A 14,258-nucleotide genomic window follows, 5' to 3' on the forward strand; every position below is an offset into this window, starting at 1 on the left:
TAAGAGTTAGGAGTTATTAATTACAAATTCCTAACTCCTAACTCCTAACTCCTAATTATTAATTTAGGACTAATGACTAATGACTAACGAAAAAATGATTTTTCGCAATCGCGTAGTTAACAAAAGTCAACTGCAAAAATTAATTTCTTGGGCGTTTACGCATTATGGTACGGCGCGAACCGCAGTGATGGCGGACAAACTGAAAGATTTGGGATTTCGCTACGCTACCAAAGCAGGGGTTTCCATCAGTGTAGATGACTTGATGATACCACCAACTAAGCGATTGCTCTTAGAGGCAGCCGAGGAAGAAATTCGCGCTACTGAAACCCGTTATCAACGGGGAGAAATTACTGAAGTAGAACGCTTCCAAAAGGTAATCGATACTTGGAACGGTACTAGTGAAGCCTTGAAAGATGAAGTAGTCGTTCACTTCAAGAAAACTAATCCCCTGAACTCCGTATACATGATGGCATTCTCCGGGGCACGGGGTAACATCTCTCAAGTCCGGCAGTTGGTAGGGATGCGGGGACTGATGGCAGATCCCCAAGGGGAAATTATCGATTTGCCCATCAAAACCAACTTCCGTGAAGGACTCACTGTAACGGAATACATTATTTCGTCTTACGGTGCCAGAAAAGGATTGGTGGATACTGCCTTGCGGACGGCTGACTCTGGTTATCTCACACGGCGTTTGGTGGACGTATCCCAGGATGTGATTATTCGGGAATTTGACTGCGGCACCACTAGAGGTCTGGCGATTCGACCAATGACAGAAGGTGCCAAAACCTTGATTCCTCTGGGAACCCGCTTGATGGGACGGGTAATTGGCGAAGATGTCATGCATCCGGTAACAAAAGAAGTGATTGCAGCACGTAATACCCCAATTTCTGAGGATTTGGCAAAGAAAATTGAAAAATCTGGGGTGGGAGAAGTTGTGGTGCGATCGCCACTCACTTGTGAAGCCGCGCGTTCTGTCTGTCAACACTGCTACGGCTGGAGTTTGGCCCACGCCAAGATGGTAGATTTGGGCGAAGCTGTGGGGATTATTGCCGCCCAAAGTATCGGCGAACCTGGTACTCAGCTAACCATGCGGACATTCCACACAGGTGGGGTGTTTACCGGAGAAGTGGCACAACAAGTTCGTTCTAAAATTGATGGAACTGTCAAGCTTCCCCGCAAACTGAAGACCAGAACATATCGTACCCGCCACGGGGAAGATGCCCTTTATGTTGAGGCTAATGGCATCATGCTTTTGGAGCCAGCAAAAGTAGGTGATGTTACTCCGGAGAACCAAGAGGTTCATCTTACCCAAGGTTCAACACTATATGTATTTGATGGAAATAAGGTAAAACAAGGTCAGTTGTTGGCAGAAGTTGCCCTTGGTGGACGCACAACTCGGACTAATACAGAAAAAGCAGTTAAAGATGTCGCCTCTGATTTAGCAGGGGAAGTGCAATTTGCCGAAGTTGTTCCAGAACAAAAAACTGACCGTCAAGGTAATACCACAACCACAGCCGCACGCGGTGGCTTGATTTGGATTTTGTCTGGGGAAGTTTACAACTTGCCGCCTGGTGCAGAATTAGTAGTGAAAAATGGTGATGCGATCGCTTCTAATGGAGTTTTAGCAGAAACCAAGTTAACCAGTTTGCACGGCGGTGTGGTGCGCTTGCCAGAAGCTACCCCAGGTAAGAGTACCAGGGAAATTGAGATTATCACCGCTTCTGTGGTCTTAGATCAAGCAACGGTGACAGTCCAAAGTTCCCAGGGTCGCAATAACTACTTAGTTTCTACTGGCAACAACCAAGTATTTAACCTTCGGGCTACACCAGGCACAAAAGTGCAAAATGGTCAAGTGGTAGCTGAGTTAATTGATGACCGCTATCGCACAACCACTGGTGGATTCCTGAAATTTGCAGGTGTCGAAGTCCAGAAAAAAGGCAAAGCCAAGCTGGGTTATGAAGTCGTGCAAGGCGGTACACTGTTGTGGATTCCCGAAGAAAGCCACGAAGTTAATAAAGATATCTCTTTACTGTTGGTGGAAGACGGTCAGTTTGTCGAAGCTGGCACCGAAGTGGTGAAAGATATCTTCTGCCAAAACAGTGGTGTGGTAGAAGTGACCCAGAAAAACGACATCCTCCGGGAAGTAGTCGTGAAGCCAGGGGAACTACTGATGGTGGACGATCCCGAATCAGTTATCGGGCGAGATAACACCTTCATCCAACCAGGTGAAGAATTCCAAGGTAATGTCGCCACAGAATTGCGTTATATCCAGTATGTAGAGACACCAGAAGGACCCGCCCTGTTGAGCCGTCCAGTAGTTGAGTTTGCCGTCCCTGATAATCCAGATGTGCCATCAACTACATCTGTAAGTCAACAAACCGGGCGATCAATCCAATTAAGAGCGGTGCAGCGACTACCTTATAAAGATTCAGAACGCGTCAAATCTGTTGAAGGCGTAGAACTGCTGCGAACCCAGCTAGTGCTGGAAATTGAGCAAGAAGGGGAACAAGACCATAATGCTTCACCCCTGGCAGCAGATATTGAATTAGTAGAGGATACTGAAGATCCAGAAGTTCAACGTTTACAACTAGTGATTTTGGAATCCTTGGTAATTCGTCGAGACATTACCGCTGATGCCACCCAAGGTAGTACCCAGACGACACTTGAGGTACACGATGGGCTAACCATCGCCCCAGGTTCTGTAGTCGCACGTACCCAAATCTTGTGTAAAGAAGGTGGCGAAGTACGAGGTGTTCAAAAAGGAGCTGAAAACGTGCGTCGCTGTTTGGTGTTGCGCGACGCTGACAGGCTTCCCGTTAATACTAGTACTCAGCCAAAGGTAAAAGTGGGTGACTTGCTAGTAGAAGGTACAGAAGTTGCTCCTGGAGTTTTTGCCCCAGAATCAGGGCAAGTAGTCGATATTAAAAGTGTCGCTGCTGCATCTGGTGAAGAATCAGCTTTGAGTACTAAAAACTACGTTATTACTACTCGTATCGGTCGCCCTTATCGAGTCAGCCCGGGTGCTGTGTTGCAGATAGAAGACGGCGATTTGGTACAACGGGGTGATAACTTGGTGTTGCTAGTGTTTGAACGCGCCAAAACCGGAGATATCATTCAAGGTTTGCCCCGGATTGAGGAACTGCTGGAAGCTCGTAAACCGAAAGAAGCGTGCATCTTATGTCGGCGAGGCGGAGAAGTTAAGGTAGTTTACGGTGATGGTGATGAAGCGATCGCCATCAAGGTCGTAGAATTTAATGGGGTGGTGACAGATTATCCTCTGGGACCAGGACAAAATTTGATTGTGCCAGATGGCTCGACAGTATTAGCAGGACAACCGTTAACTGATGGGCCATCCAATCCCCATGAAATTTTGGAAATCTTCTTTAGCTTGGGTTCCGAAGATGGCATCTATGCTTGTGCTAGCCTTGCCTTACAGAAGGTACAAACCTTCTTAGTGAATGAAGTGCAAATGGTGTACCAGTCTCAAGGGATTGATATTTCCGATAAGCACATTGAAGTGATTGTTCGCCAGATGACCAACAAAGTCAGGATTGATGATGGTGGTGACACCACAATGCTTCCCGGCGAATTGGTGGAACTGCGTCAAGTTGAGCAGGTGAACGAAGCTATGGCAATTACAGGCGGTGCTAGGGCACAGTATACCCCAGTATTATTGGGGATCACTAAAGCATCGTTGAACACCGACAGCTTTATTTCCGCCGCTTCCTTCCAAGAGACAACACGGGTACTCACCGAAGCAGCTATCGAAGGCAAATCTGACTGGCTGCGCGGATTAAAAGAAAACGTGATTATCGGGCGATTGATTCCGGCAGGTACTGGATACAATACCTATGAAGAACCAGGAGCGATCGATGACTATGCTGCTGAAATTACCAGTAGCGTGTTAGATGAAGTTGACGATCCCCTAGATATGGTCTTAGACGATCGCACAGCTCGCACCTATAATTTAGATTCTCCTACTCTTGGGGAATCTGGCTTTGGCAGCAGACGTGCAGAAAGGTCAATTCTAGATGAAGAAGATGAACTAATTGCTGACGAAGTAGTAGATGACGACGATTACGAGGAAGAAGAGGAAGACGACGAAGATGATTTCGACGACGAATAGAAACTTGATATTTCGCGTCTAAAAAGGAAAAGGGAAAAGGTAATATCCAGTCTGCTCAATTACCAATAACCAAAATACCTGACTCGTGCTAGCGTGCCCCTTGCAAAGGGGCGCGCTAGTTTCAGTTTTAACCCTAGCGAGCAAGTGTCGTCATATTCAATTAAAATAAGCGATCGCAATCAGTATATTGAAATTTTCTACTTTACAGCGCTGCAAACTTTTTAGGTGCAATTTATCTAGCTGCTTCTGTCATTTTGCTTAATTGATGACACGCCCTAGTAATCACTGGTACATAACCATCTGATTCTAGTAACTTTATTCATGAATTTAAAATTATAAAAACTGTCGAGCGATCGCTGGTTCTGTATTAAGTCCAAGGTAACTTATTTGACTGTGATATTTATGGCTTCAGATAATTTTGATGCTGTCTGCTGGAACCGTTCAGGAAGTATACGAAGTTAACAATGTTTGAGGCACTATCAAGCCCATAAATTTGAGAAAATAAGGCTAAAGAATTCAATTAAATTGTGTTTGTAACCCTCATTTGATCGTTACTCCCTGAACAATTACGTTTCAAGTCTAGAGTATTACTCTAAGAGGATGTCTGAAAAGTATGAAGGCCCACGTAACTGTATCCTGTCATTAGAAAAAATACTTAAGTATGACAGAGTTACGAGAGCCATGAATCCATCGTACCCAAGTAATCTGATTTCTGAGCAGTGGGAACTACTATCAGGGCTAATTCCTGCGCCAAAAACAGGTGGTCGAAAACGTAGTGTTGATATGCAGGCGATCGTTAACGCCATCCTATACATCTTGTGTGCAGGTTGTGCATGGCGAATGCTGCCAAATGATTTTCCCAATTGGAAAACTGTGTATCATTACTTCCGGCGATGGCAAACTGGTTATGTTATTTAGGGGAGCCGGGTTCGGTGTTACTTCTGCGGATACGATACCTCCACCAGCGATCGCCACAGAAACTATAACGAAAATTGCCAGAGGGCGTGAATATCTTGATATTGTTCTGGTTTTATGCATTAAATAAAACCAGAATAATATCAAAATTAGCACGATTAATATTGCTAATGCGGTATTTGAGCGTATCATAAGACCTCGCGATACGTGTGGAAACCATCAGGTTGAAACTGACTCAGGAAGACTCAACCTTAATTTATGTAGTATTAAAGTACCAAAAATGTATTATAAGCGTATAAATGATGTATTTTAACCATCTATAAAATACTACGCCGCAGTAATCTGATTCTCTTAGGATTACTATTGTCATGAATGCTGCGACTTTCTCCAACTTAAGTCACACTGATAATATTTAATACATAGTTTATCAATTATCAGTCATTCTATGCCTATCCATCAGTACAATTAATCACGGGATCGCTTGCTGTATTCTTCACGATTTGTTACAAAAGTACAAAGAACTTCTAGAGACTTAAAACCACATGTTCGGCGGACTTACTGGTTTACAAAATCCTAAAGGCACAGATTGGGGAGAGCGGATGCTCAATACAGTCGCCAGCCAAACGATTCGCCACCTGTTTACCCAAAGCGAGTCAGTAGAAGTTTTTGTGCGCTGCTACCCCTCCAGCAAGCTCTTGCAAGGCAGCATTGATAGCTTCAAAATGAGCGGCCGTGGCTTGGTGATTCGGAGAGATTTTGCAGTTGAAGAGATGTCGTTTGAAACTGATGCGGTGGCCATTGACTTCGGCTCGGTTTTAAGTGGCAAACTTAGCCTTAAGCAACCTACTCAAGCAATCGCTCAAATAATCTTATCAGAAGCAGGCATAAACCAAGCCTTTAATGCAGAACTGGTGAAAAAGCGCTTACTTAACCTCACCGTACCATCACTGACAGAATTATCTGGCGGTGAACCAGTCTCCTTTACAGATGTTCAGGTACAGCTATTGCCAGAAAATCGCTTACAGCTTCTAGCAAAAGCAGATTTAAATAATGGCGAACTTGTGCCCCTGAGCATGATTTTAACTGTAGGTATTGAAAGACGGCGGCGAGTTTCTTTCAAAGATTCAAAAATTCAACTTGACCAAGTGCCAGAAGCACAACGAGAAATCTCGCAAACCTTGAGCGTAGCGCTGGTAGAAATTTTAGATAATATGGTCGATTTGGATCGTTTTGACCTTGATGGAGTGAAAATGCGCCTCAACCGATTAGAAACTGAAGGTCAAAAAATTATTTTCAGTGGATATGCTGAAATTGAACGTATTCCAAATAGTCCTTAATCTAAGATTATAGGTAAAAAATTAAAGTGAAGCTTTAAACAAATTAAATACCGCCTAAATGATTTTAGGCGGTAGTTTAAATCTTTAGGTTTTGAAGAAAGTTAGGAGTCATTAATGACTCCTAACTTTTAACTTTTTATCTTCCCACACCTACATATTGGAATCCTGCGCGTATCATTGCTTCGGGGTCGAGGAAGTTACGACCATCAATGATAACGGGGTGGGCCATCAGTTTCGCCATTTTCACATAGTCCAGAGTGCTGAACTGCTGCCATTCGGTGACAAGTACTAAGGCATCACAGCCGTCAGCAAGTCTTTCGGCATCGGTTTCTACTAACACGCCAGAAAGCCCATGACGTAGACCTGTTTGGGAAACAATGGGGTCATAGGCTTTTACTTTGGCTCCCAGCCGATTTAGCTGCTCAATTAGGTTGAGTGCTGGAGCGTCGCGCAAGTCGTCGGTATCGGGCTTGAAGGTCAGTCCGAGTAGTCCGACTGTTTTGCCTTTGAGAATTTTGAGAACTTGTTGGAGTTTTTCCAAAGCAATCAACCGCTGACGTTCGTTGACACTGACAGCAGATTTCAGTAGCTGGGCTTCATAACCATAGTCATCAGCAGTGTGAATCAGAGCGGAGACATCTTTGGGAAAACAAGAACCACCCCAACCAATACCAGCTTGTAAAAACTTGTTACCAATGCGGGAATCTAGACCGATACCTCTAGCTACTTGGGTGACATCAGCACCGACGCGATCGCAAATATTAGCAACTTCGTTAATAAAACTAATCTTAGTGGCTAAAAAGGCATTAGCGGCGTATTTAATCATCTCCGCCGAACTCAGGTCTGTTGCCAAAATTGGCACTGGAGGTAAAGACTGATCGTCAGCGTACTTGCGTTCCACAATTGGGGCATAGAGTTGTTGCATTAAAGCTACTGCTCTTTGGCTATTGCCTCCTAGTACGATGCGATCGGGGTTAAAGGTGTCGTGAACTGCTGAACCTTCGCGCAAGAACTCTGGATTGCTGACTACATCAAACTCGGCTACAAATTCAGATAATTTCTCATCACTCGGCACTCCACCCGCGGGTACCAGTGTTTTCTGCCGCTCTGCAACACCATCTAGAACAAGCATCCGCACCCAGTCACCTGAGCCAATCGGTACTGTAGATTTATTCACTATGACTTTATAACCACCGTTGAGATTTTCCCCAATCCCACGGGCTACAGCTTCAACGTAACGAGTATCACTTTCACCAGTGGGTAGAGGTGGCGTTCCTACAGCAATAAACAGAATTTCTCCGTGGGAAACTCCAGCAGCAAGATCGCTAGTAAAATGAATCTTCTCTGTTTGAATGGCTGACTGCATAATTTCTGAGAGTCCCGGCTCAAAAATTGGAGACTGCCCAGACTTCATTAACTTAACTTTTTCTTCGTTGTTGTCTACGCAAATTACATCATGCCCTATATGAGCCAAGCAAGCGCCTGTAACTAAACCAACGTAACCAGTACCAATAACGCAAACACGCATTTATTTAACTCCTCACTTATTTGGGCTTAATCTTCAAAAAGAAGTTCTCAAGTTTACACTTACACATTTGGGAAAACTCAGCAACTAAATATACTAGCTACTGATGGAATTAGCCTGCATAAAAATTTAGAGCGACGCTAGACGCCACTCAGGTGGTTGAATTATTGACATCGCTTTGAATGCGATCGCGAAAATCTTCTATTGTTAGTTTTAAACCCTCTTGCAGAGGAATGGTAGGTTCCCAATTTAACCAAGTTTTTGCCTTTGTAATATCAGGCTGGCGACGGCGGGGATCGTCCGAAGGTAGTGCCTCGAATTTAATCTGCGCGTCTGGATTGATCATATTTTGCACAGTTTGTGCCAATTGTAAAATCGTGTATTCACCAGGATTACCCAGGTTGACTGGGCCAATGTAGTCGCTATTCATTAGGCGGATGAATCCTTCTACCAAATCGGAAACGTAGCAGAAACTACGAGTTTGTGAACCATCACCGTACACGGTTAAAGGATTACCCTGCAAGGCTTGAACTATAAAGTTGCTCACCACCCGACCATCATTTTCTAACATTCTTGGTCCGTAGGTGTTGAATATCCGCACAACTCGAATATCAACTTTATTTTGCCTGTAGTAATCAAATGCTAGAGTTTCAGCAATTCTTTTACCTTCGTCGTAGCATGAACGTATTCCAATGGGATTGACGCTACCTCTATACTCTTCAGTTTGAGGATGAACTTCTGGATCTCCGTATACTTCACTAGTAGAAGCTAAGAAAAACCTCGCTTTCACACGTTTAGCTAGCCCCAACATATTTAGTGTTCCCATCACGTTAGTTTTAACGGTTTTAACTGGGTTGTACTGGTAATGTACTGGTGAAGCAGGACAAGCTAAATGATAAATTTGATCGACTTCTAACCGAATTGGTTCGGTAATATCGTGACGAATCAATTCAAAGTACGGATGGCCTAACCATTTCAAAATGTTGCGTTTATGACCGGTGTAAAAATTATCCAAGCATATTATTTCATGGCCAGCAGTCATTAGTCGGTCGATGAGATGGGAACCAATAAACCCAGCACCGCCCGTCACCAAAATTCTCATAGTTTCCCAGTTACTTACAAATATTTTCAGTAGCTATTGCACTTACTTTTAGATTACCCACCTTGGGTACAAAAATACAAAACAAAAAAACGAACAAGGCTCAATCAAAAATTGTTGTTGAACTTACCTATTTTTTCACAGTTGTAGTTTTGTTATATTTTTACCTGTTTTCTTAAGAATTCAATTAGCAAAATAACAAATATTCTTTAAAAATTGTTTGTTGTTCTGCCGATCTTTATCAAATCTTCAAAAATATAAAGTATTTTTACGGTTATTAAGTTTTTAATTGGATACCAAAAATTAGTCGAGATCGGGTTGACACTCGCGCTAAAAATATATGCAAATAATACAGACGTAAACCTCTACAGCCGATTCTATTTATTACCAATATTTGAGGAAATTTGATGCCTCCGGCGGTCACTGAGCTTGTCGAAGTGCGGACTACGCTAACGCAGCCCAAGTCCACTTACTTGAACTGTATTCTGCCTTACATCATACAGCAGATGTAATGCTGTTAACCGTGGTAGAGAGAATTAAATTTGTGCTTTGAGTGCGTTGCGGTTCTCCAAGCATAATAATTGAGCAGGTCAGTTGTCTGGCTAACTGGGTTGTGACATCGCTAATGGCTAACCCTCCAGGACTGGTACGATTACGTATAAAAGGTAAAACTACTAAATCATATAATCTTGCTGCCTGTAAAATTGCTTGGGCAACATTTTCGTGAGCGATGATTTGAATTTCTGGGGCATTGGCTAAAGCCAATTTAGATACCAATAAGGAGAGATGCGATCGCCTCCAAGCAATTTTACTAGAACTAGTACGGCGATCGCACACATTCAGCACAGTAATGTGGCTCTGATTTGCCTCTGCGAGCATCTGGGCAAATTGTACAGGTTGTAATGTCGGCGCTGTTAAATTTTCTATTGGTACTAAGATTCGCTGAATTTTTTTCGGTGATTGTACTAAACGTGTTACCGCTACTGGACAATGAGATGCCCAAAGCACACCATCAATCACATTTCCAAATAAACGCGCTCGCAACCCAGTTCGTTTACCCCAACCCATAACAATTAAATTAGCCTTTTGTTCGCGAGCCGCTCTGCTAATTCCTTGAGCAAAGGCATCATCAATTCGCAGCACTGGTTCTGCGGCTACGCCTAAAGCTCGACTTTGTTTAGTGGCTTTATTCAATAACCACTCACTCCGTTGTAGAGACGCTTCTAACTGGGGCGCATCCATGTGAGCAGCAGCAGTAGCGATCGCCAAGGGTATAATTTTGCCCTCAGACTGACGCGCTAATAATGCCGCCATTTCAGTCAAATACTGCTGGGTCTGAGGATTATATATAGGTACGACTATAGTAAAAGCACTGTCTGTTTCTGATGTGTTCTCCTCAGCTAGGGGTGGTGCTGGATCTTCATCTGGTGAGGAATTCAAACCAACAGCTATTCGACTGGTGATCAACGGTCCCAAGGTTGATGTGACGAGCATTAAGACAATCACACTGTGTAATACTTCTATTGGCAGTAACCCAGCCTGATATCCCACTAACGTTGCTGCTAACGTTGTACCAACCTGGGGAAGTGACAGCGACCACATCGTTAGCATTTCTTGCCATTTATAGCGGTAAACCAGTTTTGTCAACAAAGCTGCGATCAATTTACTGATAATCAAACCAACTACGATCAATAGCGTTAACTTGAGCGTATTCAGATTGTTTACAAAGACGGGTAGATCGATCAGTAAGCCAAGGTCAACAAAGAAAATGGGAATGAACAGCACACTGCCAATAAATACCACCTTTTCTTTGACTGGGCCTTCACCCACAGCTTCATTCACTGCCAAACCCGCTAAAAAAGCACCAACAATTTTTTCTACCCCAATCAATTGAGCGCCCACAGCTGCCAGAAACACAGAAAGCAACACAAACAAAAACTTGTTTCCTTCATCGTCTCCAGAGCGTTTGAAAAATTCTTTGCCTGCCCAATCAAAGCCTGTCACAACGGCCACAGAGTAGATAATTAACCAACCTGACAAAGTGAGTAGTCTCGCAAAGCTGAATGCTTCAGTATGAGAGACTGCTACACAAATGGCTAATATCAGTACTGCACCAATGTTTGTAAAAATCGTAGCCCCAATGGTGACAGTAACAGCTTCGTTGTTTACCACTCCCAAACGGCTGATTATGGGGTATGCCAAAAGGGTATAGGAAGCAAATAAAGAGCCAATTAAGATTGAAGTATTCCAGCCATAGCCTAAAATCAGCCCTACTAAGGTTCCCATGACTAGGGGTACACAGAAAGTAAAGCTAGCAAACCCAAAGGCACGACTTGTTTTCCGGCGAAACTGTTCTAAATCGATTTCTAGCCCGGCGACAAACAGCAAATAAATTAACCCAATGTCTGAGAGTAGGTTAATCATCGGTGAGTCAGACTGAAAAAGATTCCAACCTGAAGGCCCAAGTACTAGCCCTGAGAAAACCAAGCCCACTAATCCTGGTAATCTTAGCCGTTCAAACATGATGGGTATAACTAAGATGACCACCAGCAAAATAGCAAAGGGAACAATTGGTTCTTTGCCAAGAACTTGGGAAGTTGGTTCCAGAACAAGAACTTGTGATATTAGTTCCATATATAGGAATTGAAGGGGCTATGGTAAAACAGCGATTACCTTGGGGGCGATCGCCCGATCAATATGAATAAATAGAGAAGCCACCTGACGAAAAATCAAAAATCTTCTTAATTTACACTAACTAGGCAATTATTTAAGAACTAACTACCTACGGGTGGATTTGACTCAAAATGAACCGTAAGCGATCGTAGTCATCTTTCAGTAACACACTTAAGTTACGTCCAGCTTTAATTAACCATTCTCGGTCAGCTTTGCGTAACTGGTATACATCTCGAATGGCAGCTGCGGTTAAAGACTCGATTGGCGCACCATTAATACACAGCAGTGTCCGTAAAAAATCTAGTTCTTCAGTAAATTTAATGATAGCTTCTGGTTCACATCGGTAAACAGCTTGATGAATTTGTGGGGGACGGGGTGGAAGATACTGATATACTCTTTGGTTATAACTTTTATTTTGCGAAGATAGTTCAAATCCCACGATCGCAGCCCTAAATTCTGTGCGGAGCATGGCAAATATTTGGGGTTGTTCCTCCCGTAAATCTTGCAAGGACAACCCTAATGCCCTCGCCCTGTGTACGGAATCTATGGGCATAGTTGTAGCATAATAGACTACAGCATAAATTTGATTGCCAGATTCTTCATCTACAGAACAGACCCAACTACCAAAGGGTGGCATCGAGGGAAAGCTTAAATCTACCGGTTCTAAACACTGAGCTAAAAATTCGGTACTAGTAGTTTCAATCACCTCCGCAATGTGGTTGGGATGGCGATCGCCAGTGGCAAACTGTGGTAAAGGGAGGCGCATAGTAATTTAGTCATTAGTCATTGGTCATTAGTCATTAGTTTTTGCCAAATGACAAAGAACAAATGACTAATGACTAATCTTATTTGGCTTTTTTACGTCCGGCAGTGGTTTCTACGAGTTCCAATTCGCTCAGGCGGAAGGTAACTAATTTATCCCAGTTACCACCTTCAAATAATACGGCTACTTTGCCGTCACTCACCCGTTGCACGAGTCCTTCGTAGCGATAATAAGTATCTGCGGGATTCTTAACGCGAATAGTTGCTCCAGGCAGAATCATTTTTTTAGCCTCGCTTGTTTCCTTTTAATAGCTTAATACTTGTTAATAGTCATTTGTCATTAGCAAAGGACAAAGGACAAATGACTAATGACGAATCAATAATACTTCTGCCTTTGTCGAAAATTTGCTACCGATTCTACTATTCCCAAGGAAATGAAGTTGGTTAGCATCGCAGAACGCCCATAACTCATCCAAGGTAGGGGAATTCCTGCCACAGGTGCTAACCCAACAGTCATACCAATGTTGACAATCAGCTGAAACACAATCATGGACAAAACGCCAATAGCCAACAAAGAACCAAAGTTATCTTTGGCGGTTTGGGCAACATGCAGTAGACGGAAGCAAATTAAGCAGAAGACAAACAGCACTACCAAACAACCGACAAAACCAAATTCTTCCCCCACTGCGGAAAAAATAAAATCTGTATGCTGTTCCGGTACGAAATTCAGTTGTGTCATTGGCCCCTTGAATAGACCCCATCCCCAAATTTCACCAGCACCAATAGCAATGCGAGATTGGATTAAGTGATATCCAGCACCGAGTGGATCGTGATCGGGATTCATGAATACAGTCAGACGGTCTTTTTGATACTCTTTCAAAACATGGTTCCAAGCGAAGACTCCTAATTCGCCACCCAGGATATTGAGAGTCCACGCACCGATAGCACCCAAACCAAATCGCCGCCAGGGAAGAGTTTGCCAGCCTACAATCGCCATTGCAACTGACCAAACTATCCCTAATGGGCCAAAAGATAGTTCTTTGAATAAAACTATTGGCGCTGTTAAAGGCCAAGAGATACTAAACAAAATGGCGGCAACCACCGGAGAAATCATCAGAATTAACCAGCCTGGGTTAGCATTTGCCCAGTAAAGCATTCCTAAGACGATCGCACCAAATACCAGTGATGTTGCTAAATCTGGCTGTAAAAATACTAGTCCCCAAGGTATAGCGGTGATTGCCAGAACGCGGAAAACACCTTCGAGGCTAGAAGCAGTCCGCCTGTGTAGCAAAGCTGCTAATGTGATAATCATGCCGACTTTGGCAAATTCTGAGGGTTGCACATTAAAGCCGGCGACACTAATCCACCGTTGTGCCCCTTTGGCGCTAGTACCAGCAATCATCACGGCAATTAAACTGAAGTTCGTCAGTGTGTATGTTACCCAGTGCCACTGCATCAAGAGTTCGTATCGGATGCGAGATAAAAATAGGGCTATAAGCACGCCGATACCCGCTACCATCCAGTGCCACCACCAGTCAGTTACTGGCTGCTTCAGTTCCGTACTGAGAATCATCAGGCCGCCAAAGATACTGACAGCAATCGGCAAACAAAAAAGTAGCCAATCTACATGCTGCCAGGGCTTAACCCAAGACTTCCAGCGAATTTTGGGGAGCGATCGTTTTAACAACATTGTGCCAGTTTAGACTTTAGCTTTAATTGTTGGGAATTGGGAATTGGGAATTGGGCATTGGGCATTGGGCATTGGTTATTCTCCTTTGCTCCCCTGCTTCCCCACTTCTTAATACCCAGTCCCTAGTATTC

General features: G+C 43.6%; 10 protein-coding genes. 4 read left to right on the forward strand and 6 right to left on the reverse strand.

Annotated elements, in window-relative coordinates; translation table 11 throughout:
- Positions 1 to 79: 79 nt before the first annotated feature.
- The 4 genes from RMY16_RS11710 to RMY16_RS11725 all read left to right on the forward strand — a co-directional run bounded on the left by RMY16_RS11710 (position 80) and on the right by RMY16_RS11725 (position 6,378).
- Positions 80 to 4,126, forward strand: coding sequence for a DNA-directed RNA polymerase subunit beta'' (locus tag RMY16_RS11710; protein ID WP_322736494.1), 4,047 nt, complete (start codon positions 80 to 82; stop codon positions 4,124 to 4,126).
- Between the two features lie 681 nt (positions 4,127 to 4,807).
- A complete protein-coding gene (locus RMY16_RS11715) occupies positions 4,808 to 5,044 on the forward strand; it encodes a transposase (RefSeq protein ID WP_322736495.1) in 237 nt (78 codons plus the stop codon).
- Positions 5,034 to 5,171 (forward strand): hypothetical protein, encoded by a 138-nt coding sequence (locus RMY16_RS11720; RefSeq protein WP_322736496.1) that lies wholly within the window; start codon positions 5,034 to 5,036, stop codon positions 5,169 to 5,171. The genes RMY16_RS11715 and RMY16_RS11720 overlap by 11 nt, the downstream gene beginning before the upstream one ends.
- A gap of 412 nt (positions 5,172 to 5,583) precedes the next feature.
- Positions 5,584 to 6,378, forward strand: coding sequence for a DUF2993 domain-containing protein (locus tag RMY16_RS11725; protein WP_322736497.1), 795 nt, complete (start codon positions 5,584 to 5,586; stop codon positions 6,376 to 6,378).
- Between the two features lie 136 nt (positions 6,379 to 6,514).
- Here the strand turns inward: RMY16_RS11725 and RMY16_RS11730 are convergent, their stop codons facing one another.
- The 6 genes from RMY16_RS11730 to rodA all read right to left on the reverse strand — a co-directional run bounded on the left by RMY16_RS11730 (position 6,515) and on the right by rodA (position 14,127).
- The gene (locus tag RMY16_RS11730) at positions 6,515 to 7,906 is read right to left on the reverse strand and encodes a UDP-glucose/GDP-mannose dehydrogenase family protein (protein ID WP_322736498.1); all 1,392 of its coding nucleotides are present in this window, start codon (positions 7,904 to 7,906) and stop codon (positions 6,515 to 6,517) included.
- Positions 7,907 to 8,054: 148 nt separating this feature from the next.
- Positions 8,055 to 9,005 (reverse strand): UDP-glucuronic acid decarboxylase family protein, encoded by a 951-nt coding sequence (locus tag RMY16_RS11735; protein ID WP_322736499.1) that lies wholly within the window; start codon positions 9,003 to 9,005, stop codon positions 8,055 to 8,057.
- 492 nt (positions 9,006 to 9,497) lie between these two features.
- The gene (locus tag RMY16_RS11740) at positions 9,498 to 11,636 is read right to left on the reverse strand and encodes a cation:proton antiporter (RefSeq protein ID WP_322736500.1); all 2,139 of its coding nucleotides are present in this window, start codon (positions 11,634 to 11,636) and stop codon (positions 9,498 to 9,500) included.
- Between the two features lie 148 nt (positions 11,637 to 11,784).
- On the reverse strand, positions 11,785 to 12,441 hold the full coding sequence (locus RMY16_RS11745; protein ID WP_322736501.1) for an HAS-barrel domain-containing protein: 657 nt from the start codon (positions 12,439 to 12,441) through the stop codon (positions 11,785 to 11,787).
- A gap of 79 nt (positions 12,442 to 12,520) precedes the next feature.
- Positions 12,521 to 12,718 carry an NAD(P)H dehydrogenase subunit NdhS gene (locus RMY16_RS11750; protein WP_322736502.1) on the reverse strand — a complete coding sequence of 66 codons (198 nt, stop codon included), beginning with the start codon at positions 12,716 to 12,718 and terminating at the stop codon, positions 12,521 to 12,523.
- Positions 12,719 to 12,813: 95 nt separating this feature from the next.
- Positions 12,814 to 14,127 carry a rod shape-determining protein RodA gene (gene rodA, locus RMY16_RS11755; protein WP_322666253.1) on the reverse strand — a complete coding sequence of 438 codons (1,314 nt, stop codon included), beginning with the start codon at positions 14,125 to 14,127 and terminating at the stop codon, positions 12,814 to 12,816.
- Positions 14,128 to 14,258 lie beyond the last annotated feature (131 nt).

The organism is Nostoc sp. DedQUE12b (assembly GCF_034530835.1).
GTDB lineage: Bacteria > Cyanobacteriota > Cyanobacteriia > Cyanobacteriales > Nostocaceae > Nostoc.